Source organism: Enterobacter sp. CPE_E890 (assembly GCF_046521475.1).
Lineage (GTDB): Bacteria > Pseudomonadota > Gammaproteobacteria > Enterobacterales > Enterobacteriaceae > Enterobacter > Enterobacter adelaidei.
Window position 1 is genome coordinate 1,825,484 of sequence record NZ_JBKFZW010000001.1, and the last position, 26,690, is coordinate 1,852,173.

Here is a 26,690-nt window from a genome sequence, read left to right on the forward strand (position 1 = left end):
TTATAACAATGAGGATAGCGAAGCATGACAATCAAAACAGGGGTAATGGCAGCGGCATTACTGATGCTGGCTGGCTGCACTGCGCCATCGCAACACGCGGCGGTAGGGACCTGCAAAGCGGATAACCAGATGCAGCAAACCACGCTCTATTTCGGACTGAACCGTCCGGCTGGGGCGCAGATCACCAGTAACGAGTGGCAGCAGTTTGTTGATCAGGACGTTACACCGCGGTTTCGTGATGGTCTGACGGTATTTGATGCGCGTGGGCAGTGGTTGGGGAACGACGGGAAAGTGGCGCGTGAACCGAGTAAAGCATTGATGCTGATCCACGGTAAAGATGCGCAGAGTGAAAAGAACATCGAAGCGTTACGCGGGATTTATAAGTCCCGCTTCGCGCAGGAATCGGTGATGCGTGTCGACCAGCCGGTTTGTGTGCAGTTTTAATCACAACGGCGGGATATCCCGCCGTTCTCATTTACAACACTAAACCCGCAAAACTCGCTGACAGCAGACTCACCAGCGTCGCGCCATACACCAGACGCAAACCAAACCGCGACACCACGTTCCCCTGCTGCTCGTTCAGGCCTTTAATCGCCCCGGCCACAATGCCGATGGATGCAAAGTTCGCGAACGACACCAGGAAGATGGACAAAATGCCCAGCCCGCGCGGTGACATCTCATGGGCGATTTTTTGCAGCTCAATCATCGCCACAAATTCATTCGCCACCAGTTTGGTTGCCATAATACTGCCCGCATTTAAGGCATCGCTCAGAGGAATGCCCACCAGCCACGCCAGGGGATAAAATACATAACCCAGGATTTGCTGGAAGCTCATGCCAAACAGGCTGGAGAAGAGGGCGTTAACGGCGCTAATAAGGGCAATAAAGCCAATCAGCATCGCCAGAATAATCATCGCCACTTTAAAACCAGCCAGAATATACTCGCCGAGCATTTCGAAGAAGCTCTGGGATTCATGCAGTTTTTCAAGTTTGATATCCGGCTCCGCTTCCGGGCGCGCCGGGTTGATAACGGAGAGAATAATAAAGGTGCTGAACATGTTCAGAATCAGCGCCGCCACCACAAATTTGGCATCGAGCATGGTCATATAGGCGCCAACAATCGACAAAGAGACCGTCGACATGGCTGTAGCCGCCATCGTGAAGAGGCGACGTGAGGAGAGATCGCCCAGCACGCCTTTGTAGGCAATGAAGTTTTCAGACTGGCCGAGGATCAATGAACTCACCGCATTAAAGGATTCCAGTTTGCCCATACCGTTCAGTTTTGACAGCAGCGTGCCGATCACCCGAATAAATATCGGCAGAATTCGCCAGTGTTGGAGAATACCGATCAGCGCGGAAATAAAAATAATCGGGCAAAGTACGCCGAGGAAAATGAACGCCAGCCCTTTTTCACCCATTCCGCCAAAGACAAAATTGGTGCCTTCGGCAGCAAATTTCAGCAGTGATTCAAAGAACCCTGAGACGTATTTAATCAGGAATAACCCGCTTTCGGCGTGCAGGAAAAAGAACGCCAGAGCAATCTCAATGACAATCAGCTGTAAAACAAAACGAATGCGAACTTTTCGGCGGTCGAAACTCACCAGCCAGGCCAGCGCAAGAATAATCACCAGCGCCAGCAGGAAATGGACAATCTTAAACATAATTAATTTTCACCAGGTGTTTGAGGCAGGTATTTAGCCACAGCCCTGATTAACCGTAAATGGGCATTTTCGTTATAACTTATAAACTTAACGATAACGACGGCAACTATTACCAGACTTTGCGTTTACAACTCGTCATCAAAACAACACACATTTCGCTTGTTTTTCTCTTCGCCGTAATGATAATCACTATCACAAGAATTTACCTTTCTTTGCATCAGTTGACTGCGATAAACATTTAAGGTGTCGGCATGTTTGTTCCATTTCTCATTATGTTGCGTGAAGGGCTCGAAGCTGCCCTCATCGTCAGTCTCATCGCCAGTTATCTGAAGCGAACCCAGCGCGGACGCTGGATTGGCGTCATGTGGGTGGGGGTGTTCCTTGCCGCGGCGCTCTGTCTGGGCCTGGGCATCCTGATCAATGAAACCACCGGTGAATTCCCGCAGAAAGAGCAGGAGCTGTTTGAAGGTATCGTTGCGGTGATCGCGGTGGTGATCCTCACCTGGATGGTGTTCTGGATGCGTAAAGTCTCCCGTAACGTAAAGGTACAGCTGGAGCAGGCGGTGGATAACGCCCTGCAAAAGAGCAATAACCACGGCTGGGCGCTGATCATGATGGTCTTTTTCGCCGTCGCGCGTGAAGGCCTGGAGTCCGTTTTCTTCCTGCTGGCGGCGTTTCAGCAGGATGTCGGCATTTGGCCGCCGTTAGGTGCGATGCTGGGCCTTGCTACGGCTGTGGTGCTGGGTTTCCTGCTCTACTGGGGCGGCATTCGCCTTAACCTGGGGGCCTTCTTCAAGTGGACGAGTCTGTTTATTCTGCTGGTGGCGGCAGGGCTGGCGGCAGGGGCGATTCGCGCCTTCCATGAAGCGGGCCTGTGGAACCATTTCCAGGACGTGGCGTTTGATCTCAGCAACGTTCTTTCCACCCATTCACTGACCGGCACCCTGCTCGAAGGCATCTTCGGCTATCAGGAAACCCCGAGCATCAGCGAAGTGGCGATGTACTTTATCTATCTCATTCCGGCGCTGGTGCTGTTCGCAATGCCGCCGCGTACCGGCACGCAGGCGTCGCGCGTTACACCATAATATTTGCTTTAGTTACAACATACTTTTAAAGGGAAGAGCCATGGCAATTCAGTTCCGTCGTAGTGCATTATGCGCAGGCATCGCCGCGCTGTTCGCTTCTGCATTCTCCGCCTGGGGTGCGGATGTTCCTCAGGTTAAAGTCACCGTCAATGACAAGCAGTGTGAGCCGATGACCCTCACGGTTAACAGCGGCAAGACCCAGTTTATTATCCAGAACCACAGCCAGAAGGCGCTGGAGTGGGAAATTCTGAAGGGTGTACTGGTGGTGGAAGAGCGCGAAAATATCGCTCCTGGCTTCAGCCAGAAGATGACCGCCAACCTGCAGCCGGGCGAGTATGAGATGACCTGCGGTCTGCTGACTAACCCTAAAGGTAAGCTGATCGTCAAAGGTGAAGCAACGGCCGATGCGACGAAAGGTGCGGCGGTGCTGAGCCTGGGTGAGGCGATTACCGCCTATAAAGCGTATGTCTCCAAAGAGACGGCCGACCTGGTTGCGGGTACCAAAGCCTTTACCGATGCGGTGAAAGCAGGTGATATCGAAAAAGCGAAATCCCTCTATGCCCCAACCCGTCAGCACTACGAGCGTATCGAGCCGATTGCCGAGTTGTTCTCTGACCTTGATGGCAGCATTGATGCCCGCGAAGACGATTTCGAGCAGAAAGCGGCCGATCCGAAATTCACCGGTTTCCACCGTCTGGAGAAAGCCCTGTTTGGCGACAACTCCACCAAAGGGATGGAGAAATACGCTGAGCAACTGAACGGTGATGTGCTGGAGCTACAAAAGCGCATCAGCGAGCTGGCCTTCCCGCCGTCAAAAGTGGTGGGCGGCGCCGCAGGGCTGATTGAAGAAGTGGCCGCGAGCAAAATCAGCGGTGAAGAAGATCGCTACAGCCATACCGATCTGTGGGATTTCCAGGCCAACGTCGACGGTTCACAAAAAATTGTCGATCTGCTGCGTCCTCAACTGCAGAAAGAGAACGGCGAACTGCTGGCTAAAGTGGATGCTAACTTCAAAAAAGTCGACGCCATTCTGGCGAAGTACCGTACCAAAGACGGCTTTGAAACCTACGATAAGCTGACCGATGCCGACCGCAACGCGCTTAAAGGCCCGATTACCGCCCTGGCGGAAGATCTCTCCCTGCTGCGTGGCGTACTGGGTCTGGACTAAGCACGATGAATAAGCATAACGAAAGCGAGGTGATTGAGCCTTCACGTCGTCGGTTGCTAAAAGGGGTAGGGGCGCTGGGGGGCGCTCTTGCGCTGGCTGGTGGGTGTCCGGTGGCGCATGCGGCGAAGCCGCAAAGCGCGCCCGGCACGCTGTCCCCTAATGCTCGCATGGAGACGCAGCCGTTTTACGGTGAACATCAGTCGGGCATTCTGACACCGCAGCAGGCGTCGATGATGCTGGTGGCATTTGACTCACTGGCGAGTGATAAAGCGGATCTGGAGCGTCTGTTCCGTCTGCTGACGACACGTATCGCGTTTCTCACCGCAGGCGGGCCGGCACCGGAAACGCCAAATCCGCGTCTTCCGCCCATGGACTCCGGTATCCTGGGGCCGTTTATCGCCCCGGATAACCTGACGATGACCGTTTCGCTCGGTGAATCGCTGTTTGATGCGCGCTATGGACTGGCAAAACAGAAGCCAAAAGCGCTGCAGAAAATGACGCGTTTCCCGAATGACTCGCTGGACGCGGCTCTCTGTCACGGTGACCTGCTTCTGCAGATTTGCGCCAATACCCAGGACACGGTGATCCACGCCCTTCGGGATATTATCAAGCACACGCCGGATCTGTTGAGCGTGCGCTGGAAACGGGAAGGGTTTATCTCAGACCATGCTGCCCGCAGTAAAGGGAAAGAGACGCCGGTTAACCTGCTGGGCTTTAAGGACGGTACGGCCAACCCGGACAGCCACGATGGTGCGCTCATGAAGGAGGTGGTGTGGGTCACTGCCGATCAGGGCGAACCGACATGGGCCGTTGGGGGTAGCTACCAGGCAGTGCGGATTATTCAGTTCCACGTGGAGTTCTGGGACCGCACACCGCTCAAAGAGCAGCAGACGATTTTTGGTCGTGATAAGCAGAGTGGGGCACCGCTGGGCATGAAGAATGAGCATGATGTGCCCGACTACGCCGGCGATCCGAATGGCGATGTGATTGCGCTGGACAGCCATATTCGTCTGGCTAATCCGCGCACCAAAGAGACGCAGTCCAGCCTGATGATGCGCCGTGGCTACAGCTACTCTCTGGGCGTAACCAACTCCGGTCAGCTTGATATGGGGCTGCTGTTCGTCTGCTATCAGCACGATCTGGAAAAAGGCTTCCTGACCGTGCAGAAGCGGCTAAATGGAGAAGCGCTGGAAGAGTACATTAAACCTATCGGCGGCGGCTATTTCTTTGCCCTGCCAGGCGTACGCGATCAACACGCGTATCTCGCTCAAGGGCTGATTGAGGCCTGATCGCTGTCCCTGCGCCACGTTCGCAGGGACATTATTTTTTCATATGACGATTCTGTTGTTATATTTCTGTAATATTTCTGTATGAGACTGATTTCAACTGTAGGGACAGTCTTAAAGGTTGCAATCAGGTAAAATAAATGTTGCGTTTATGATAACACCTGATGTAATTAAGATAAGACAGCGGTAGTTCCCGGCAGTGATGCTGAATCACTATGGAGATCGCGAATGGTTGCGTCCTGTACTGGACATGGTAAACACAACAACCGCAGCACCCGGCGCGGAGGCTCAGACTCCGGCAGCGATTTCCTCACCACTAAATTCTCCCCCCTTCCTCAAGAATCTCATTCGACCGACGTGCAGAACGGTGCGCGTAGCTGTTCCGTATCGTCATCCGATAAAGCAAGCAATGGCTTACAAGGAAGCCAACCCTCTGATGTTCGTGCGCATAATCGTGCTGAAACTGGCGCGTGTGATGAATACCAACAACTCAAGGTGCTATCCATGGGAAGACAAAAAGCAGTGATCAAAGCTCGTCGCGAAGCAAAACGTGTGCTGAGACGGGATTCACGTAGCCATAAACAGCGTGAAGAAGAATCGGTCACCTCGCTTGTGCAGATGAGTGGCGTAGAAGCAATTGGCATGGCGCGGGACAGCCGTGACAATTCTCCAATTGTGGCGCGCAATGAGGCTCAGGCGCACTACCTGAATGCTATCGAGAGTAAACAGCTCATCTTTGCAACCGGTGAAGCCGGATGCGGGAAAACCTGGATCAGTGCAGCCAAAGCGGCGGAAGCGCTGATCCATAAGGACGTGGAGAGGATTATTGTCACCCGTCCGGTACTGCAAGCTGATGAAGATCTCGGCTTCTTGCCCGGAGACATTTCGGAGAAGTTTGCCCCATACTTCAGGCCCGTCTACGACGTGCTGGTGAAACGACTGGGGGCTTCCTTTATGCAGTACTGCCTGCGGCCAGAGATTGGCAAGGTGGAAATCGCGCCGTTCGCCTATATGCGCGGACGTACATTTGAAAATGCGGTCGTCATTCTTGACGAGGCTCAGAACGTGACCGCTGCGCAAATGAAGATGTTTTTGACGCGCCTCGGGGAGAACGTGACGGTTATCGTTAACGGCGATATTACCCAGTGTGACCTGCCATCCGGCGTGAAATCCGGACTGAGCGACGCTATGTCACGTTTTGAGGAAGATGAGATGATTGGGGTGGTCCGCTTCACCAAAGATGACTGCGTGCGATCGGCGCTGTGTCAGCGCACGCTGCAAGCGTATTATTGAGTTTGTTGTTCTGTTCAAAGCCCGGGAAACCGGGCTTTGTTTTTTTCCCTTGTATGTTTAAAGTCACTTTAGCTAACGTCGTTAAATAAAACTGTCGTCATCATCGCTGTAGTCGTCATCTGCATCGTCGTTCTGCCAGGTGTCGTTATTATTGCCGAACGGATCGTCCTGGTTGAGGAAGCGGGTGTCAGAGACATTATTAACGTCGCCGTATTGATTACCGATAAACGACTCATTACCGGCGGGCGTTGTCGGTTCTTCGATGATGTTCACGATCTCTTCCGGCCGCGACTGATGGAACATACTGGTCAGCATCTCGGCCAGCACGACGCCACCGGCCACGCCAGCGGCTGTTTGCAGCGCGCCTGCCATAAAACTGCCGCCGCGAGGAGCCGAAGCCGGCGCTGCCGCCCGTGAATAATCCTGCGCCGGTGGCTGTTGCTGCTGGGCATTCCAGCTGTTGTCCGGCTGCGGGTTGCTTTTCCCGCCACCAAACAGGCCGCCGAGGAAACTGCCGCCCGTCGAGGGTTTGCTTTTTTGCACGGCTAATTCGCTTTCAAGCTCCTGAACCCGGGTCTGTAGGCGTTTCAGCGCCGCTTCCTGAATCAAAATCGATTGCGCCATATAGTAGGGGGCCGCAGGCTGCTGTCTAACGAATTCCGCGATCTGACGCTCTGCATCGGCATCCCGTTGGCTGTTTTGTTGTCCGGTCTGTTTCAGACGTTCGAAAAGGCCGTTGATTAGCTGCTGTTCTTCATATTGCATGACAATAACCTTCCGCTCTCCAGGGGGGATACCGCCTAGTTTATCAGCGGTGATAAACTGTGTCTGGCGAGTGAAATGTTTGTTTAAGATTGGTTGCAAGTTAGCTGAAACTCGCTCTGCTTTTGGGGCGAAAAAAAAGCCCGCATTTTCATGCGAGCTCTTCTTTTAATATGGCGGTGAGGGGGGGATTGACTCGCTTTGCTCGCCCTGCGGGCAGCCTGTTCGCTGCGCTCTCAGTCTGTCCAACTGGCTGTCGCCAGTTGTCGAACCCCGGTCGGGGATTCTCATCCCCCCTGCATGAGTGCAACATGCGAAAAAAAAGCCCGCATTTTCATGCGAGCTCTTCTTTAAAGATGGCGGTGAGGGGGACCGCTAAATATGAATACAGAGATGTTCAATCTAATCCTGTAACCTAATAAAATTAAGCGTTTTTTCTTGATGCCTGTCCGATTGAAACCAATATAACCCTGACGAAACACACCACAGATGGCATACTGAATGGCATACCGGAAATGTGCAAGAATTTTTCATGGCATACTGGATGGCATACTGAAAACAGCAGGATTTTCCCTTTTATGGCACTACTTACTGACACTAAAGCCAGGCACATTAAACCTGATGACAGGCCGTTGCCTCATGGCGGAATTACGGGACTTACGCTTCATCCTTCATCAGTAAAGGGGAGGGGAAAGTGGGTTTTACGCTATGTAAGTCCTGTTACTCAAAAAAGGCGAAATGCCGGACTGGGGACTTATCCCGAAATCGGTATCGCGGAAGCAGCACGTATGGCGCAGGCCATGCGCGAACAACTGGCGACTGGTGATGATCCGCTTGAGTTGAAAAAAGCCGAAGCTGAGAAGGTTATTATTCCGACATTTGAAGCAGCAGCGCGTCAGGTTCACGCTGAACTATCGCCGGGATGGAAAAACCAGAAGCACATAAAGCAGTGGCTATCAACACTGGAGCAGTATGCGTTTCCGTCATTAGGAACTAAACCACTCGACCGTATCACGCCTGCTGATGTGGCAGAAACATTGCGCCCTGTGTGGCTCACGCTGGCAGAAACAGCCAGTCGCGTAAAACAGCGAATCCATGCGGTGATGCAATGGGGATGGGCTCACGGGCATTGTGTTGCCAATCCTGTTGATGTGGTTGACCATTTACTGCCGGTACAGGCGGGTATTAATGTAAGAACTGAGCACCAACCAGCGATGCCCTGGCGAAATGTTCCACTTTACGTGGCGACGAAAGTCTACAGTGACGAGCGCTATAACGTGACCCGTGCGTTGTTGCTGATTGTGATCCTTACCGGGGCGAGGTCAGGAGAAGCCCGTGGTATGCGCTGGCAGGAAGTTGATTTGGACAAGCGAATATGGATTGTTCCACCGGAAAGAATGAAGGCGGGGATTCAGCATCGTGTTCCATTATCATTGCAGGCTGTCGCTGTGCTTGAAAAAATGCAGGGTTTGCACGATGAGCTGGTCTTCCCCTCACCGCGAAAACAGATCGTATTGTCTGATATGGTGATGACCACTTTCCTGCGTAAAACAGGGGCTGTCAGCGATACGCCCGGACGACTCGCAACCGCTCATGGATTTCGTTCCAGTTTCAGGGACTGGTGCAGTGAGCAGGGGATATCGCGGGATGTAGCCGAACGAGCACTGGCGCATACGCTGAAAAACAAAGTAGAGGCTGCGTACCATCGTACTGATTTACTGGAGCAGCGTATTCCGGTGATGCAGGCATGGGCTGATTACGTGTTTTCAGCGGTGAAATAAACTTGCTCTGCGCCTTTCGGGGCGCTTTTCTTTTTTTGACTTTACTGATCATCCGTATTTGACTGGTACAGAAATAAGGGTATTACCGGTTCACCATCACCACCATGAAAATCCTACTAAGGTTATATTAACAGGTAGGTTCATGAATGCGTTGTAGTTATTCTCCCTCTTCAAATTTCAGAGCCATGTTGTAATAGCTGTTGTCATTTAGATGCCAGGGGATCATGAATGGCTGATTCATTAAAAGACCACAATAATATCTAACTTTAGAGTAACTATCTTTTCTTATCACTTTATGCCGTAAATATAAACTTCTTGCTGATATACTAAAGCCAGATCCCTTAAACTTTGAGCTTATTTTATCTGAGATTGTATTTTTATTATTCATCTCGTAATAAATCGCTATCCCTGGTTCTTCCCAACGGCTGACCTCGATATCAAATGCCCCCAGTGTACCCAGCCAGCTTCCCTGTGTGCCACCAAACATTCGTTGATGAAAATAAAATCGGCTCATGTTTTTAAGGAGCTGTTCAGCATCTGTTGTTGAAACCCGGTCTTTACACTTAAAAGATGCAGAAGAATTCGGCTGTGCCTCCAGCAACCAGATATCAACAATCCTCTTGTAGTAATCGGCAATATTCTTGCGATCTGTACGAGGCATTCTGGAGTCAAGAGCAGGAAAAACAATAGAGCCGTTCTCCTGAAGCGAAATCATTACTGACAGCGATCTTTGCAGCATTTTAAACTCAAACAGCAATCCGACACGGACGAACAGCAACGATAGTTCCGAGTTAGATTCCTTATCGGTCTTGTCTACAGTAGGTGAGTATTTTGCAGTTGGAATAACATCAGATCTCGCCAGTTCGCGATAAAAACCTAGAGGCGCATCAAGGTATTCCAGTGCAAAGCAACATTCAGTTAGTCGGTATCTGATTAGATACGGCATGGTTGATAATGCCAGCGCCTTATCATTCATCAACTCTTCCGTTGCCCCAACAAGGAAATCACTGTCCACACCATTTTCGCGAGCAAGCTTGCTCAGCATGGCAATACTAAAATTTCGTGCGTGTTCAGCAAATTGTTCATGCATAGCTCTGTTATAAGGCGTACCGCCAGCATCAGTTTTTTTATGGTGTTCATCCATATTAGAAAAATAGTTGCTGTCAACAGACAGGTAAATTTCAAGAGCAGCCAGCAGATAGTGCCGGGTTATCTCAGCCTGTTTTCCGGTTATCCCTGTTTTCTGAAGCAGACCGTTGATTCTGCCAAGTATACGCGGATACCACTCTGCAGCGGGTTCTCCGTAGATGAAACTCATTACAACCTGACTGAAGTGAAGGCTGTCGATGGCATCAAACGCTGCTTTCTGCAAGGGGGTTGTTGCTGGCATAAGTTAGTGTCAAAAAAAGTAAGTGATAACTGCCAATTTTAGACACTATTAGACCTCATTACAATCCATCGCATACCAGCCAGTTGGCTTAGGTGGAGAATAACGGCGAATCGTTATTCAACAGGCAACTTAATTTCGAACAGTTTAATGAGGTAGAAAGATGATCGTCCATACCCCGACCGTGAAGATTCTTCGCATGCGTGCAGTTACAGCCAAACTCGGCATCGCCCGTTCGACTATTTACGACTGGCTCGATCCGAAGTCACCACGCTACGATGCTACTTTTCCAAAGCAGCGGCGACTGGGGCAACAGTCTGTAGGCTGGGTGGAAGCCGAACTGGATCAATGGCTGGGCTTTGTTGAATAAATCGAACTTTTGCTGAGTTGAAGGATCAGATCACGCATCCTCCCGACAACACAGACCATTCCGTGGCAAAGCAAAAGTTCAGAATCACCAACTGGTCCACCTACAACAAAGCTCTCATCAACCGTGGCTCCCTCACTTTCTGGCTGGATGATGAGGCGATTCAGGCCTGGTATGAGTCGGCAACGCCTTCATCACGAGGAAGGCCCCAGCGCTATTCTGATCTCGCCATCACCACCGTTCTGGTGATTAAACGCGTATTCCGGCTGACCCTGCGGGCTGCGCAGGGTTTTATTGATTCCATTTTTGCCCTGATGAACGTTCCGTTGCGCTGCCCGGATTACACCAGTGTCAGTAAGCGGGCAAAGTCGGTTAATGTCAGTTTCAAAACGTCCACCCGGGGTGAAATCGCACACCTGGTGATTGATTCCACCGGGCTGAAGGTCTTTGGTGAAGGCGAATGGAAAGTCAGAAAGCACGGCAAAGAGCGCCGTCGTATCTGGCGAAAGTTGCATCTTGCTGTTGACAGCAACACACATGAAGTTGTCTGTGCAGACCTGTCGCTGAATAACGTCACGGACTCAGAAGCCTTCCCGGGCCTTATCCGGCAGACTCACAGAAAAATCAGGGCAGCCGCGGCAGACGGGGCTTACGATACACGGCTTTGTCACGATGAACTGCGCCGCAAAAAAATCAGCGCGCTTATTCCTCCCCGAAAAGGAGCAGGTTACTGGCCCGGTGAGTACGCAGACCGCAACCGTGCCGTTGCTAATCAGCGGCTGAGCGGAAGCAATGCACGGTGGAAATGGACAACGGAATATAACCGTCGCTCGATAGCGGAAACGGCAATGTATAGAATGAAGCAGTTGTTGGGAGATTCACTGACGCTGCGTGACTACGATGGTCAGGTAGCGGAAGCTATGGCCATGGTGCGTGCGTTGAACAGGATGACAAAGGCTGGGATGCCAGAAAGCGTGCGTATTGCCTGAAAATCCAGCCAGCTACAGGGTCGTTCGCACGAAATCTTATTTATTCAACAAAGCCAGCTGAACATGGAAGATAAGTCATAGTGGGGTGATAAATGTTCGAGTAACGACATTCGTGTATTCATTAGCCGCTTGAATTTATGGTCAGCATACATAAGTGTTTTTTTTATTTGCTCATCGTAAAGTGGGCCGATAACGCAGTTGGTAATACTCATACTATCCGGAGACCTCCAGTCAGCAGGGGAATCACATTGACGGTCATCATTACTATCAAAGGGCATCAACGTTGCCGATTATGGATCATGTCAGCCCCACACACCAGAACGGGCGATATATGGATCATCATTACCCCAACGGCAGTTTTACACCATGGCTAATATGGATGCTATCTTACTAAGATAATTGGTTTTTAGCGAGTGACGAGCCAGGTTGTGTCAGTCTGTCTCATGTCGATATTACGGGGATGATGCAAACCTGAATGCTGCGATATTGGCGTGTCAGGGGAGGCATCTTACGGTATCATTTACCGCAATTTTTAAGATGCAAAGCCCTGCATCGCTAGCTTTTTCTTTAGACCAGGATGATTCATGAACGACAAAATCAGTCAGGACACGATCAACAAAGCCCTGTGGGCCGCGTGTGATACGTTCCGTGGCACCATCAGTGCTGATACCTATAAAGACTTTATCCTTACCATGCTATTCCTTAAGTACATTTCGGATGTCTGGCAAGATCACTACGACGAATATAAAGTGCAATATGGCGATGCGCCGGAACTGATTGAAGCGATGATGGCGAACGAGCGCTTCGTGTTGCCGAAAAGCGCCAGTTTCTATGCGTTGTACGAGCGACGTCATGAGCCGGGCAACGGTGAGCGTATCGATCAGGCGCTGCATGCGATTGAAGAAGCCAACGGCACCAAACTGAAAGATGCCGGGAAAAGTGTCTTCCAGGATATTTCGTTTAACACTGACCGTCTGGGCGAAGAAAAACAGAAGAACACCATCCTGCGTCAGTTGCTGGAAGACTTTGCCGGTGAAGATCTTAACCTGAAGCCAAGCCGTGTCGGTACGCTGGACGTTATCGGTAATGCTTACGAATATCTGATCAAAAACTTTGCCGCCAGCGGTGGGCAGAAAGCCGGGGAATTCTATACCCCACCGGAAGTATCAGACCTGATTGCTGAACTGCTCGACCCACAACCCGGTGATACCATCTGCGATCCGGCCTGTGGTTCCGGTTCGTTGTTGATGAAGTGCGGACGTAAAATTGTCTCCGGGCATGACAGCCGTAACTATGCCTTGTTCGGTCAGGAAGCGATTGGATCTACATGGTCGCTGGCGAAAATGAATATGTTTCTTCACGGCGAAGATAACCACAAAATCGAGTGGGGCGATACCATTCGTAACCCGAAACTGCTCGATAAAAATGGCGACCTGATGCTGTTTGATATCGTGACAGCTAACCCTCCCTTCAGCCTGGATAAGTGGGGCCATGACGAGGCTGAGAACGATAAATTTGGTCGTTTCCGTCGCGGTGTACCGCCGAATACTAAAGGCGATTACGCCTTTATCTCACATATGATCGAAACCCTGAAACCGGGAACTGGCCGTATGGGCGTAGTTGTGCCACACGGTGTGCTTTTCCGTGGCTCCAGCGAAGGTAAAATTCGCCAGAAACTGATCGACGAAAATCTGCTGGATGCCGTCATTGGCTTGCCGGAAAAACTGTTCTACGGTACAGGTATTCCTGCTGCGATTCTGATTTTCAAAAAACAGAAAGTGGATGACAAGGTACTGTTTATCGATGCCAGCCGTGAATATAAGGCGGGCAAAAACCAGAACCAGCTCAGCGCAGAAAATATCCAGAAGATCGTTAACACCTATCGTGAAGGCGATAACGTCGAGAAATACGCCTATCTCGCCAGCCTGAAAGAGATTCAGGACAACGACTATAACCTTAATATTCCACGCTATGTCGATACCTTTGAGGAAGAAGACGAAATTGATTTGCTGGCGGTACGTGCTGAGCGTGAGCAACTGAAGGTGGAACTGGCGAAGCTGGAAGTTGAGATGGCAGGTTATCTGAAGGAGTTGGGTTATGGTGCCTAAGGGATGGACGCTTGGAACCTTAAAAGATTTGGCAGATACGATTATGGGGTATGCCTTCAGAAGTGAAGATTTTGTTCCAACAGGTATTCCTTTACTTAGGATGGGCAATCTATACCAGAATACATTAGATTTAAACCGTAACCCTGTGTATTTACCTGATTCCTTTAAAGTTGACTATAAAAGATTCTTGGTGTCGCCAGGTGATTTGGTCATGTCTATGACGGGTACCATGGGGAAACGTGATTATGGTTTTACAGTTGAAATTCCTTCAAACACTCAATGCTCATTGCTAAATCAGCGGGTACTAAAGATAGTTCCTAAAAATAATGCGAGCTCTGGTTATATTTTGAACCTACTCCGGAGTGAGTTGATTCTATCTGTATTGTATTCATTTCCAGGTGGAACGAAGCAAGCTAACTTATCGGCTAAGCAGCTACAAGAGTTACCAGTACTTATTCCCCCCGAGTTAGAACAAAAGAAAATCGCCCAAATCCTGTCAACCTGGGATAAGGCGATTTCGGTGACGGAAAAGCTTCTCACCAACAGTCAGCAGCAGAAAAAAGCCCTGATGCAGCAATTGCTTACCGGAAAAAAACGCCTGCTGGATGAGAATGGGGTGAGGTTTAGTGGGGAGTGGCAGAGTTTACAAATTAGTGACATTGGAACGGTTGTCACGGGCTCTACACCCCCGAAGAACGACAGTGATAACTATGGTGGGGATATATCATGGGCTACTGCAGAAGATTTTGTTGGGAAATATGTTTCAAACACAAAAATTAAGCTGTCCGAACAGGGAGCTAAAAAAGCCAGAATTGTTCCGAAGGGTAGTATATTAGTTACATGTATAGCCTCAATCGGGAAGAATGCTATTGCTGATGAAAATATGGGCACAAACCAGCAAATAAACTCAGTTATTGTTCGTGGTTCCAATTCAAATGAATTTTTCTATTATCAAATCGAATTTAATGTAAAAACCCTCCTCACGTTAGCGGGAACCACTGCTGTTCCTATAATAAATAAAAGCAGTTTTGAAAAGGTTTCGCTAAAGTTTCCTCATTTTGAAGAACAACAAAAAATCGCTGACGTCCTGTCCGCAGCCGACGCCGAAATCACCACGCTGCAGAAAAAGCTCGCCTGTCTGAAGGAAGAGAAAAAAGCCCTGATGCAGCAGTTACTGACCGGGAAACGTCGTGTCAAAGTAGAAGCTGAAGAAGCCGTGAGCGCTTAACGCGAAGAATAAGGACAGCTAATGAACCAGCCGTACACGCCAAAGTTTCAGGAAGAATACAGCGCCAAAATCCCGGCACTGACGTTACTGACCAGCCTCGGCTGGACGTTTTTACCCCCGAAACAGATTATGGGTTATCGGGGCTATAAACAGGATGAGGTGGTGCTGCGTCCGGTTCTGCGTGAGGCGTTGTCGAAGCGTTCCTTTATGGCGAGCGGTAAAACTTGCCAGTTATCGGAAAAGGCACTGGATAACCTGATATCGCAGGTTTGTTCTCCGGCGCTGAATGAAGGGCTGCTGAAAGCCAATGAGCGGATGTATAACCATCTGCTTTATGGTATCGCCGTCACGGAGTTTGTCGATGGTAAGAAGGTCAACCCCACGATTGCACTCATTGACTGGGAACATCCGGAAAATAACCAGTTCCATTTTACCGAAGAATTTACGGTATTGCGGTCAGGCGGTGTCGAAACCCGCAGACCGGATATTGTGTGTTTTGTGAATGGTATCCCGCTGGCCGTCATTGAAGCGAAAAGCCCGGCGGGTCACGGCAAGAAAGGGCCAACCATTGACGAAGGGATATCCCAGAGTATCCGCAATCAGCTCAACGACGAAATCCCGCAGCTGTTTGCCTATAGCCAGCTATTACTGTCGATTAACGGGTATGACGGGCGCTACGGCACCTGTCATACACCAATGAAATTCTGGGCGGCATGGCGCGAAGAAGATATTACTTACGCGCAGATGTATGCGCTGCGCAACCATAAGTTATCGACTGAACAAATTCATGCGTTGTTTGATCATCGTCCTTCAGCCGATCTCGACTGGTACCAACAGTTAATCGCCGCCGGTGAACTGGCCGTCAGCGGGCAGGATAAGCTGCTCATCAGCCTGCTTTCACCGGAACGTCTGCTGGAGATGACCCGCTTTTTCACCCTGTTTGATAAAAAGACCGGGAAAATTGTCGCCCGCTATCAGCAGGTGTTCGGGATTAAAAAGCTGCTGGAACGCATAAGCACCCGCAGACCGGACGGGGGCAGAGAAGGTGGTGTGATCTGGCATACCACGGGGTCCGGTAAATCGTACACCATGGTGTTCCTCAGTAAGGCGCTGATTCTTCATGACAGCCTGAAGCAGTGTCGCATTGTGGTGGTGACGGACCGTGTCGATCTTGAAGGGCAGCTCAGCAGTACCTTTGCATCCGGCGGCGAGTTGGCCGGGAAAAAAGACAAAGCCAATGCAATGGCGACATCCGGGCAGATGCTGGCGAAACAGATTGGCTCCGGTAAAGAACGCATCATTTTCACCCTAATCCAGAAATTTAATTCAGCGACAAAACTTCCTGAATGCGTCAATACCAGCCCCGACATCATCGTACTGATTGATGAAGGACACCGTAGCCAGGGTGGTGAGAACCATGTGCGAATGAAACTGGCACTGCCGAACGCCGCCTTTGTGGCATTTACTGGTACGCCATTGCTAAAAGAAGATAAGACCACCAATAAATTCGGACCGATTGTCCACGCTTATACCATGCAGCGAGCGGTAGAAGATAAAGCCGTTACACCTTTGCTGTATGAAGAACGTATTCCCGACCTTGAGGTTAACGATCGGGCAATAGATGCCTGGTTTGATCGTATTACCGATGGGTTAAGCGAAGCGCAAAAAGCCGACCTTAAGCGTAAATATGCCCGTAAAGGTGAGGTTTATAGTGCAGATGATCGCATCCGTCTGATCGCACTCGATATCGCCACGCACTTCTCGAAGAATATTGATGAGGGACTGAAAGGCCAGCTTGCCTGCGACAGCAAGATTTCCGCCATCAAATATAAAAAGTATCTTGATGAAGCCGGGTTGTTTGAGTCAGCTGTAGTTATCAGCCCGCCGGATACCCGGGAAGGGAATACTGAGGTGGATGAAAGCAAACTGCCGGAAGTGACGAAATGGTGGAAAGATAACGTCGGCACGCAGGATGAGTCTGTGTATACCCGCAATATCATCAGTCGTTTCGATACCGATGAGAAGCTCAAATTGCTGATAGTCGTTGATAAACTGCTCACCGGGTTTGATGAGCCGAAGAATACCGTGCTGTATATCGACAAGCCGCTTAAGTCCCACAACCTTATCCAGGCGATTGCGCGGGTGAACCGACTGCATCCACTAAAAAAGTTCGGTCTGCTGATTGATTATCGCGGCATTCTGGCTGAGCTGGACACGACTATCGGCAAATATCAGGACCTCGCCTCCCGAACTCAGGGCGGATACGATATCAAAGATATTGACGGGCTGTACAGCGCCATGAGCTCTGAATATAAGCGTCTGCCGCATCTGTATAACCAGCTGTGGGCCATATTTGCCGGTGTTAAAAACAAAAATGATACTGAGCAGTTACGTGCGGTACTGGTGCCTAAAATGGAAGAACGTGACGGAGAGATGGTCGATATCCATCAGAAAACCCGTGATGATTTCTTCGAGGCGTTAACGGCCTTTGCCGGATGCCTGAAAGTGGCACTGCAGTCCGCTACCTTCTTCACCGACAAGAGCTTTACGGAACAAGACCGAAATCTCTATAAAGAAACCGTAAAACAGATGTCCAGCCTGCGCCAGTGGGCGATGCAGGTAAGTGGAGAGCAGGTCAATTATGACGACTACGCTGAGCAGGTGAAAAAACTGCTGGATAAGCATGTCACCGGCGTTGAGGTTCGTGAACCGGATGGCGTGTATGAAGTCGGTAAAATGGGCAAGAGCGAAAAGCCCGAAGAGTGGGACAACAATAAAACCCGCAATGAAACCGACATCATTAAAACCCGTGTGACAAAGATGATTGAGCAGGAGCTGCGTGATGACCCGTATGCTCAGGAGGCATTTTCAAAACTCCTGCGTATGGCTATCGAAGAGGCTGAAAAACTGTTTGACCATCCGCTGAAACAGTACCTTTTGTTCCGTGAATTTGAAGAACAGGTTGAAGCCCGTAAGCTCAGCGATATCCCGGATGCACTGGCGGTAAACAAGCATGCTCAGGCGTATTACGGTGTATTTAAAAAAGAGCTACCTGAGGTTTTTGCGGTAAACGACGTTCAGGTGCAGGATAAGTGGACGAAGCTGGCTTTTGAAGTGGACAACATTATCGTCAAAGCGGTGGCAGAAAACTCCCTGAACCCCCAGGACATTGAGAAAGTCGTTAAGACAAGTCTGCTACCACTGCTGTTTACGGCCTGCCGGGAAATTGGTGCCGGAATGAATCAGGTTAACCGTATTGTGGAAACCATCATCCAGATACTGCGCGTTGGTTTGATGAAATCATGAGTGAAAAAGAATCGCCATCAATGAAAGCGTTACGCATTGTCTATGGTGATGAGGTCATCGTCGTACAGTGTGTTCCGCGTCAGGTCGTAAAGGGTAGGGTGCTCATCAAGGTGCATCCGGACTGCCGGGTTATTGTCTCTGTACCTCCAGAAACACCGGAGCACGAGCTGTTGTCTGCGCTGAAAAAAAGAAGTCGCTGGATATACCAGCAACTGCGTGATTTCAGGGAGCAACAGACACACATTGTTCCGCGTCAGTATGTCAGCGGAGAAAGCCATTATTATCTCGGTAAGCAATATCAGTTGAAAGTGACAGAAGACGCTACTGTGCCGCAACGAGTGAAAATGTTGCGTGGGCGTCTGGAAGTGACTGTCAGACACAAATCGGCAGAAAAGATTAAAGCCTTGCTGGCTGAATGGTATCGGGAACGTGCCAGAGATGTATTTCAACGCAGGCTTGATTTACTGATTCCGCAGACCCTTTGGGTCAGTGAGCGTCCTCCGATACGTCTGCGGGCGATGCAAACGCAATGGGGCAACTGTTCAGCAAAAGGCTGTCTGACCTTGAATCCATGGCTGGTTAAGGCATCCTCAGAATGCATCGATTATGTCTTGCTACATGAGTTATGTCATGTTGCTGAGCACAACCATAGTGAGGAGTTTTACCGTCTGATGGGGCAGGTTATGCCGGGGTGGGAAAAGGTCAAGAAGCGACTGGATGGTATGGCTGGGATGTTGTTGGCAGATATGTAGTTTCTAACTTATTCCAATGGGCTCATTTGTCGGTGATGCTGCCAACTTACTGATTTAGTGTATGATGGTGTTTTTGAGGTGCTCCAGTGGCTTCTGTTTCTATCAGCTGTCCCTCCTGTTCAGCTACTGACGGGGTGGTGCGTAACGGCAAAAGCACTGCCGGACATCAGCGCTATCTCTGCTCTCACTGCCGTAAAACATGGCAACTGCAGTTCACTTACACCGCTTCTCAACCCGGTACGCAACAGAAAATCATTGATATGGCCATGAATGGCGTTGGATGCCGGGCAACCGCCCGCATTATGGGCGTTGGCCTCAACACGATTTTCCGCCATTTAAAAAACTCAGGCCGCAGTCGGTATGAAGTGGTTTACTGAATTTGGCCACCTGAACAGAGGTGATATGCTCACCTCAGAACAACACAGGTGTCATAATGAAAAAAAGAAATTTCAGCGCAGAGTTTAAACGCGAATCCGCTCAACTGGTCGTTGACCAGAACTACACCGTGGCAGATGCAGCCAGCGCTATGGATGTCGGCCTTTCCACAATGACGCGATGGGTGAAATAATTACGTGATGAACGGCAGGGCAAAACACCAAAAGCCTCCCCCATTACCCCGAACAAATTGAAATCCGTGAGCTCAGGAAAAAGCTACAACGTATTGAAATGGAAAATGAAATATTAAAAAAGGCTACCGCGCTCTTGATGTCAGACTCCCTGAACAGTTCTCGATAATCGGGAAACTCAGGGCGCGTTATCCTGTGGCCACTCTCTGCCATGTGTTCGGGGTTCATCGCAGCAGCTACAAATACTGGAAAAACCGTCCTGAAAAGCCAGACGGCAGACGGGCTGTATTACGCAGTCAGGTACTTGAACTGCATGGCATCAGCCACGGCTCTGCCGGAGCAAGAAGCATCGCCACAATGGCAACCCAGAGAGGCTACCAGATGGGGCGCTGGCTTGCTGGCAGACTCATGAAAGAGCTGGGGCTGGTCAGTTGCCAGCAGCCGACTCACCGGTATAAGCGTGGCGGTCATGAGCACGTTGCTATCCCGAATCATCTTGAGCGACAGTTCGCCGTAACGGAACCAAATCAGGTGTGGTGCGGTGATGTGACCTATAGTGTGCCCGGAGTTCAGGGCGGGCATGGATGCTTAAATGAACCGCGAGTCTGTCTGGAATATTGAACCGGTAACTCACGATGAGAAACCCAACAATCCCACCGGGTGTGACGGTGGAGAACCTGAGCGGCAGTGACCTGCGGCATGCCCGCAGGGTGATGTAACCCGCTGACAACGGGGATTGAGGCGAGATCACTAAGCCGAGATGATCCTCAAGGTTAAGTACTGAAAGGCTGAAGAACATGAACCCGTTAATCCGCCTCTGTGGGTTGAAAACGTCACCACGGCCTACGTGATCTGACAGGCCGTGCAGGAGGAACTGGCAGTGATACGTAAGCACTGCCGGTCGAAGGTGTTTTGACATGTATGCGAAACACCGGGGCAGCAGCGTCTATCACGCTTGCGTTGCTGACTTCTGCCAACTTGCGGCAAGCAAGGATAAAGAGTGCGACGGGCAGCCTCCTCAGTATGCCTGAGTCCAGGCAGGTAAACCGGGGAAGGTCAGCGACGGATGTTAAGGGGGCATGGCTCCGATGACGCGCTGGCTGGCGGAGCTTCCGTAGTAGTCCGCGATGGGGAAAGCCCATTACATGGCGAAGGGAAGCAGTTTGAATGTGTTTGCGACGTGAATTAACTGACCTAACGAGGTGAAGACCTTTGATAATCAGCGAAATGCAACGCAAGCTTGCCACATGGGCAGCCACCGATCCGTCCCTACGGATTCAACGGCTGCTGCGTCTGATAACACAACCAGAATGGCTGGCTGAAGCGGCGCGGATCACGCTTTCATCAAAGGGGGCGCATACCCCGGCGTTGATGGCGTGAACAAAACAATGCTACAGGCCAGACTGGCTGTTGAGCTGCAAATCCTCAGGGATGAATTACTCTCAGGCCACTACCAGCCCTTGCCCGCCAGACGGGTTTACATCCCTAAAAGCAACGGCAAACTGCGACCACTGGGTATCCCCGCGTTGCGGGATCGTATTGTTCAGCGGGCCATGCTGATGGCGATGGAGCCGATATGGGAGAGTGATTTTCATACGCTCTCATATGGCTTCCGGCCTGAGCGCAGTGTCCACCACGCGATCCGCACGGTGAAATTACAGCTCACAGACTGCGGTGAAACCCGGGGACGCTGGGTGATTGAAGGCGACCTGTCCAGTTACTTCGACACCGTACATCATCGACTGCTGATGAAGGCTGTACGCCGCAGGATCAGTGACGCACGTTTCATGACTCTGCTGTGGAAAACCATCAAGGCGGGACATATCGATGTCGGTCTCTTTCGGGCGGCCAGTGAAGGTGTGCCACAGGGCGGTGTTATATCGCCGCTATTATCGAACATCATGCTGAATGAGTTCGATCAATACCTGCATGAGCGCTACCTGAGCGGGAAAGCCAGAAAAGATCGGTGGTACTGGAATAACAGTATCCAACGGGGCCGAAGTACGGCGGTCAGAGAAAACTGGCAGTGGAAACCCGCGGTGGCGTACTGCCGCTATGCCGATGATTTTGTCCTCATCGTCAAAGGCACCAAAGCACAGGCGGAAGCCATCAGGGAGGAGTGTCGGGGTGTGCTCGAAGGCAGTCTGAAACTCAGGCTGAACATGGATAAGACTAAAATCACCCATGTTAATGACGGCTTTATCTTTCTGGGGCACAGGATCATTCGCAAACGCAGTCGTTATGGCGAGATGCGAGTGGTCTCAACGATCCCGCAGGAGAAAGCCAGAAACTTCGCCGCATCGCTGACAGCACTGTTATCAGGCAACTACAGTGAAAGCAAAGTCGATATGGCTGAACAACTCAACCGAAAACTGAAAGGCTGGGCCATGTTCTATCAGTTCGTTGATTTTAAGGCCAAAGTCTTCAGTTATATCGACCGTGTCGTGTTCTGGAAGCTGGCTCACTGGCTGGCCCGCAAATACCGTACAGGTATCGCTTCCCTGATGAGGTGGTGGTGTAAATCACCGAAACCGGGTCAGAGCAAAACGTGGGTTTTATTTGGTAAAACCAATCACGGCAAGCTCAGCGGCGAAATACTGTACCGGTTGGTGGGGCAAGGCAAGAAGCTGTTCCGCTGGCGGCTACCCGAAGGTAATCCCTATCTGAGGACGGAGACCAGAAACACGTATACATCGCGCTTTACAGAAGTGGCAATGGCGTTCGCCAGCATTTAAATGGAGAGCCGGATGCGCTGAAAGGTGCACGTCCGGTTCGGGGAGGAGAGGCAGGGAAATAGTCCGACTACGCCCTGCCTCTTACTCTACTCTGGACGGGTAAGCGCTGGGCGTACCTCGCCGTTGTTCTCGACCTGTTCGCAAGAAAACCAGTGGGCTGGGCCATGTCGTTCTCGCCGGACAGCAGGCTCACCATGAAAGCACTGGAAATGGCATGGGAAACCCGTGGTAAGCCCGTCGGGGTGATGTTCCACAGCGATCAAGGCAGCCATTATACGAGCAGGCAGTTCCGGCAGTTACTGTGGCGATACCGGATCAGGCAGAGTATGAGTCGGCGTGGAAACTGCTGGGATAACAGCCCAATGGAGCGCTTCTTCAGGAGTCTGAAGAACGAATGGGTGCCGGCGACGGGCTATGTAAGCTTCAGCGATGCAGCTCACGCAATAACGGACTATATCGTTGGATATTACAGCGCACTAAGACCGCACGAATATAATGGTGGGTTACCGCCAAACGAATCAGAAAACCGATACTGGAAAAACTCTAACGCGGTGGCCAGTTTTTGTTGACCACTTCATACCGCAGGAGGCATGATGGAGAGCATTAATAATCAAGTGCAGTCGGTACGCCAGTTGCTGGCCATTCCCCAACTGGCCATCCCAAGCTATCAGCGACCTTACCGCTGGGGCTCCAAGAATATCTCGGATCTCTTTACCGATTTGGCAACCCATCAGGACAAGAGCGCCTACCGGCTGGGCTCGGTGGTGTTTCATCAGCACACCGATAGTGAGCAGGGCGAGATGCTTGATATCGTCGATGGTCAGCAACGCACCCTGACCCTGATGTTGACCGTCAAGGCGCTGATCGAGGTGCTGGATAACGAAAATCGCAGTGGCAAAGAGAAGAGTATCCGGTTTCAACGTCAGGATCTGCGTGAGCAATTGCAGGTCTTGCGTGGACCTATCGATGCGTTTATGCAGCGCCAGCGCTTCCCCAGCCGGGATTCGGAGTTCAACCTCAGACGCAACTATCTGGAGTTGCGTCGGCTGGTGGCCCGCCCTGAGTTTGACGAGCAGCAAATTGACTTTCTGCTCAACCGCTGTCAGGTGGTCTGCTTTGTACTGCAGGATATCTCGGAGGCGTTCCAGTTCTTCGATTCGCAAAATGCCCGGGGGCGCGATCTGGCTCCTCACGATCTGCTCAAGGCATTTCACCTGCGCGAGTTTGCCGGTCATGAGGCCAATCTCAAGGCCGAGGCGGTCGCCCATTGGGAGCGCCTGCCAAGCGACGAGCTGGCCAATCTGTTCGCCCTCTATCTCTATCGGGTACGCCAGTGGGCCGAGGACAAGTCGGCCCGCTACTTTGGCAAGGGGGAGGTGGATCTCTTCAAGGGGGTCAACCTAGATCGGGTAGGGCATTATCCTTACGTGGAGTCGCTGCGCATCGCCCACCACTTTGTCGATGAGTACAACAGCCAGTACCAGCGCAAGATTGACGGCCAGTACATGACGTTTCCCTTTCATCTCGACCAGATGATCATCAATGGTCGGCGCTTTTTCGAGATGGCCGAGTACTACCAGACGCGGGTGGCCGCCATCGTGGCCGAGGAGTCTGATTCCGGCAAGGCGCAATCTGCCACCCTGCTCGGCGAAACGCTGACACCGATGGCCAGCAAGGTGCTATCGACCCTGGGCAGCTACGAGCGTCGCCACCGCACCGGGGATCGTTATGTGCGGGCCATGTTCGACTGCGCCCTGATCTTCTATATCGACAAGTTCGGCAGCCAAGGGCTGTCACTGGCCATCGAGAAGTGCTTTATCTGGGCCTATCGCTGCCGCATCCGCCAGCAGGTAGTGCAGTTGGCAACCATGGATAACTATGTGCTGGAGCACAATCTGATCAGTGCCATTCGTGATGCTCGTCTGCCGGGAGATCTGCACGGCTTCCCTTTGCCTAGCATGAGCAGTCGAGAGAACAAGAACAATCGCAATGGTGCCGAAGATGAGCTGGTCGGGCTGTTTCGGGAGATGAAATATTATGAATGATGCAGGCGTTCGCCCCTTTTCCATTCGTGCACTGCTTGAAGATCGCGCCCGCTATCTGGTGCCCATGTACCAGCGCAACTATGCCTGGGGTGAGGGAGAGATCACCCAGCTGCTGCAGGATGTGCTGGATTATCAGCAAAAATTGGTCAGTGGTAAGGGGCCGCAAACCTACTATATCGGCACCCTGGTGGTGTTTGCCCGGGACGATGGCAGTTTCGAGGTAATCGATGGCCAGCAGCGCTTTACTACCCTCTCTCTGCTGGCCAATTGGCTCAAACATCACGCGATAGATTCGGTGGATATGAGCTGGTATCAGACCATCAACCTCGCTTTTGAGAGTCGCCCGATATCGAGCCATACCTTCGAGCGCTTATGGCAGGGTGTTGCCCCCTACGATTTGCGGGGGAGTACCTTCAATGAAGGTTTGGTGAACGGTTTTGAGCTGATTGGCAAGGCAATGGCGGATCTTGGTTTGGTAGGGGCTAAACTGACGGCCTTTTGCGACTACCTCTTCAAGCATGTGCAGATCTCTCGTATCGAAGTACCCAAGGATACCGATCTCAATCACTTCTTCGAGGCGATGAACAATCGCGGCGAGCAGTTGGAAAAGCATGAAGTGATCAAGGCGCGGCTGATGGAGACGCTGAACCAGATACCCGAGGAAGAGCATCGTCGCCAAAGTATTCATATCCTGACCCGGGTATGGGATGCCTGCGCCAATATGGAGCGCTATATCCAGTACGGCTTTACCCCGCAAGAGCGCCACCGTCTGTTTGGTGAGAGCGACTGGGGTCAGTTTGTGCCCCGTGATTTTGCCCATCTGCTTGATCTGCTAGGATCCCCAAACACGGCCGACGCTGCCGATAAAAGCCGTGCAGCTGCCGGTAGCCAAGGGCGCACCTTGTTGGCCATTTTGCAGGATGACAAGCTTGATGGTGAGGAGACGGTGGAGGAGGAGAGCGCAGGCTCCGAGCGCTTTAACAGCGTCATCAACTTCTCCAACTTCTTGCTCCATGTGCTGCGACTCGTGAGCCGCGACCCGGGTGATACGGAGGGGGTGCCGCTTGATGATAAACAACTGGTCGATCAGTTTGAGCTGCGAGTGATAAGGCAACCGGATCCAGTAGCGGCAGTTCAGCGTTTTATCTATGGCCTGTTAAAGAGCAAGTATCTGTTTGATCAGTTCATCATCAAGCGCGAGTTTGCCGATGGCAAGGATAGTTGGAGTCTGAAGCGGCTGCACTGGTATTCGGAAAAGAGCGTCAGTTACATCAATACCTTTGACAAGGATGAAAATGAGAATGGTTTCTCTGGTGTTAACCGGCGGGTCCTGATGTTGCTGTCGGCGTTTCATGTGTCGACCCCGACCCTGGTTTACAAACATTGGCTGAATGGTGCACTGAGATATCTGTTCGACAATTGTCACCCTGATCAACCGGTGGATGCCGGGGCTTATCTGTCCTATCTGGAGAGTCAGGCTCGCCGCTTTGTCTTCCAGCGCTTTTTGGCGCCTGGTGAAGGGGCTTCCTATTACCAGATGCTCTACCTTGATAACGCCCTGTTGCCCGCCATCAATGTGGATGAGAGTTGGCACAAGGTGATTACATCCAAACTTCGCTTCGGTCATATCGAGAACAACTTTGTCTTCAACTTCCTCGACTATCTGCTGTGGGTACGAGATCGGAATAGCGACAAAGTTGCTGGCTCCTTTGAGTTCACTTTCCGCAGCTCGGTGGAGCACTTCTCACCCCAGCATCCGATGGATGGCTATAAACCGGTTGAGCAGAGTGCACTCCATTCGTTTGGCAACCTTTGCCTTATCAGCCACAGCAAGAACTCGCGCTTGAGTAACTTCCAGCCGCAACAGAAGCAGGAGCACTTTGAAGCAAGCCTTGCCAATAACCAGACTGATAGTCTTAAATTGCTTGCTATGATTCGGCTGATGAAAGATAAAGGTCGTTGGCTGGAAGATGAGATAGCTGTGCATCAACAAGATATGTTGCAGGTCTTACTATCCAATCAAATTCAGCAATAACTGATTGAATCTGTTTATGAAATTTGGCTGCTATCAACTAATGGGCGTTAAGTTGATTGTATGATCTGATTGATAAAGAAGGGGAGACTAAAAATCTCCTCTTCTTTGCAGCAGTTTACTGCGGTCTTTTTGTGATG

The 26,690-nt window shown here is 51.1% G+C and carries 17 protein-coding genes, 1 other RNA gene and 4 pseudogenes; 18 read left to right on the forward strand and 4 right to left on the reverse strand.

Annotation, left to right across the window (positions count from 1 at the left end):
- Positions 1-24: 24 nt before the first annotated feature.
- Positions 25-444, forward strand: a complete 420-nt coding sequence (locus tag ACLHV9_RS08970; RefSeq protein ID WP_108090242.1) for a DUF3574 domain-containing protein — start codon at positions 25-27, stop codon at positions 442-444.
- Between the two features lie 31 nt (positions 445-475).
- Here the strand turns inward: ACLHV9_RS08970 and ACLHV9_RS08975 are convergent, their stop codons facing one another.
- The gene (locus ACLHV9_RS08975) at positions 476-1,660 is read right to left on the reverse strand and encodes a NupC/NupG family nucleoside CNT transporter (protein WP_028019106.1); all 1,185 of its coding nucleotides are present in this window, start codon (positions 1,658-1,660) and stop codon (positions 476-478) included.
- A 251-nt stretch (positions 1,661-1,911) separates the two neighbouring features.
- Between ACLHV9_RS08975 and efeU the strand changes: the two genes are divergently transcribed.
- From efeU to phoH, 4 genes are all read left to right on the forward strand, one after another.
- On the forward strand, positions 1,912-2,745 hold the full coding sequence (gene efeU, locus ACLHV9_RS08980) for an iron uptake transporter permease EfeU (RefSeq protein WP_028019104.1): 834 nt from the start codon (positions 1,912-1,914) through the stop codon (positions 2,743-2,745).
- 40 nt (positions 2,746-2,785) lie between these two features.
- On the forward strand, positions 2,786-3,913 hold the full coding sequence (efeO, locus tag ACLHV9_RS08985) for an iron uptake system protein EfeO (protein ID WP_028019103.1): 1,128 nt from the start codon (positions 2,786-2,788) through the stop codon (positions 3,911-3,913).
- Positions 3,914-3,918: 5 nt separating this feature from the next.
- Positions 3,919-5,202: an iron uptake transporter deferrochelatase/peroxidase subunit gene (gene efeB, locus ACLHV9_RS08990; protein ID WP_108090241.1), complete on the forward strand. Its 1,284-nt coding sequence runs from the start codon at positions 3,919-3,921 to the stop codon at positions 5,200-5,202.
- Between the two features lie 501 nt (positions 5,203-5,703).
- Positions 5,704-6,492: a phosphate starvation-inducible protein PhoH gene (gene phoH / locus ACLHV9_RS08995; RefSeq protein ID WP_008503509.1), complete on the forward strand. Its 789-nt coding sequence runs from the start codon at positions 5,704-5,706 to the stop codon at positions 6,490-6,492.
- An 81-nt stretch (positions 6,493-6,573) separates the two neighbouring features.
- Here phoH and ACLHV9_RS09000 read toward each other — a convergent pair whose 3' ends face one another.
- The gene (locus ACLHV9_RS09000) at positions 6,574-7,257 is read right to left on the reverse strand and encodes a DUF2076 domain-containing protein (protein ID WP_108090240.1); all 684 of its coding nucleotides are present in this window, start codon (positions 7,255-7,257) and stop codon (positions 6,574-6,576) included.
- Positions 7,258-7,428: 171 nt separating this feature from the next.
- A non-coding RNA gene (locus ACLHV9_RS09005) (RtT sRNA) lies at positions 7,429-7,565 on the reverse strand.
- 267 nt (positions 7,566-7,832) lie between these two features.
- Here ACLHV9_RS09005 and ACLHV9_RS09010 point away from each other — a divergent pair.
- Positions 7,833-9,035: a tyrosine-type recombinase/integrase gene (locus tag ACLHV9_RS09010; RefSeq protein WP_103278975.1), complete on the forward strand. Its 1,203-nt coding sequence runs from the start codon at positions 7,833-7,835 to the stop codon at positions 9,033-9,035.
- A 157-nt stretch (positions 9,036-9,192) separates the two neighbouring features.
- Here ACLHV9_RS09010 and ACLHV9_RS09015 read toward each other — a convergent pair whose 3' ends face one another.
- Positions 9,193-10,425 (reverse strand): hypothetical protein, encoded by a 1,233-nt coding sequence (locus tag ACLHV9_RS09015; RefSeq protein WP_103278976.1) that lies wholly within the window; start codon positions 10,423-10,425, stop codon positions 9,193-9,195.
- 160 nt (positions 10,426-10,585) lie between these two features.
- Here ACLHV9_RS09015 and ACLHV9_RS09020 point away from each other — a divergent pair, with 160 nt between their 5' ends.
- The 12 genes and pseudogenes from ACLHV9_RS09020 (at position 10,586) to ACLHV9_RS09075 (ending at position 26,553) form a co-directional block, all read left to right on the forward strand.
- Complete coding sequence (locus ACLHV9_RS09020) at positions 10,586-10,792, forward strand: AlpA family phage regulatory protein (RefSeq protein WP_103278977.1); 207 nt, start codon at positions 10,586-10,588, stop codon at positions 10,790-10,792.
- A 17-nt stretch (positions 10,793-10,809) separates the two neighbouring features.
- Positions 10,810-11,778 (forward strand): IS5 family transposase, encoded by a 969-nt coding sequence (locus tag ACLHV9_RS09025; RefSeq protein WP_000654811.1) that lies wholly within the window; start codon positions 10,810-10,812, stop codon positions 11,776-11,778.
- A 584-nt stretch (positions 11,779-12,362) separates the two neighbouring features.
- Positions 12,363-13,886 carry a type I restriction-modification system subunit M gene (locus ACLHV9_RS09030; protein WP_236906848.1) on the forward strand — a complete coding sequence of 508 codons (1,524 nt, stop codon included), beginning with the start codon at positions 12,363-12,365 and terminating at the stop codon, positions 13,884-13,886.
- Positions 13,876-15,114 carry a restriction endonuclease subunit S gene (locus tag ACLHV9_RS09035; RefSeq protein WP_071448112.1) on the forward strand — a complete coding sequence of 413 codons (1,239 nt, stop codon included), beginning with the start codon at positions 13,876-13,878 and terminating at the stop codon, positions 15,112-15,114. The genes ACLHV9_RS09030 and ACLHV9_RS09035 overlap by 11 nt, the downstream gene beginning before the upstream one ends.
- A gap of 21 nt (positions 15,115-15,135) precedes the next feature.
- Positions 15,136-18,420, forward strand: coding sequence for a type I restriction endonuclease subunit R (locus tag ACLHV9_RS09040; RefSeq protein ID WP_236906847.1), 3,285 nt, complete (start codon positions 15,136-15,138; stop codon positions 18,418-18,420).
- Positions 18,417-19,172: a M48 family metallopeptidase gene (locus tag ACLHV9_RS09045; RefSeq protein ID WP_094888004.1), complete on the forward strand. Its 756-nt coding sequence runs from the start codon at positions 18,417-18,419 to the stop codon at positions 19,170-19,172. The genes ACLHV9_RS09040 and ACLHV9_RS09045 overlap by 4 nt, the downstream gene beginning before the upstream one ends.
- 86 nt (positions 19,173-19,258) lie before the next feature.
- Positions 19,259-19,533 (forward strand): annotated as a pseudogene (locus ACLHV9_RS09050) (IS1-like element transposase); the annotation flags it as partial.
- Positions 19,534-19,605: 72 nt separating this feature from the next.
- Positions 19,606-20,293, forward strand: a pseudogene (locus ACLHV9_RS09055) (IS3 family transposase); the annotation flags it as partial.
- Positions 20,294-20,965: 672 nt separating this feature from the next.
- A pseudogene (ltrA, locus tag ACLHV9_RS09060) lies at positions 20,966-22,473 on the forward strand (group II intron reverse transcriptase/maturase).
- Between the two features lie 80 nt (positions 22,474-22,553).
- Positions 22,554-23,042 (forward strand): annotated as a pseudogene (locus ACLHV9_RS09065) (IS3 family transposase); the annotation flags it as partial.
- 24 nt (positions 23,043-23,066) lie between these two features.
- On the forward strand, positions 23,067-24,518 hold the full coding sequence (locus ACLHV9_RS09070; RefSeq protein ID WP_103281222.1) for a DUF262 domain-containing protein: 1,452 nt from the start codon (positions 23,067-23,069) through the stop codon (positions 24,516-24,518).
- Positions 24,511-26,553 (forward strand): DUF262 domain-containing protein, encoded by a 2,043-nt coding sequence (locus ACLHV9_RS09075; RefSeq protein WP_103281221.1) that lies wholly within the window; start codon positions 24,511-24,513, stop codon positions 26,551-26,553. The genes ACLHV9_RS09070 and ACLHV9_RS09075 overlap by 8 nt, the downstream gene beginning before the upstream one ends.
- Positions 26,554-26,690: the final 137 nt, after the last annotated feature.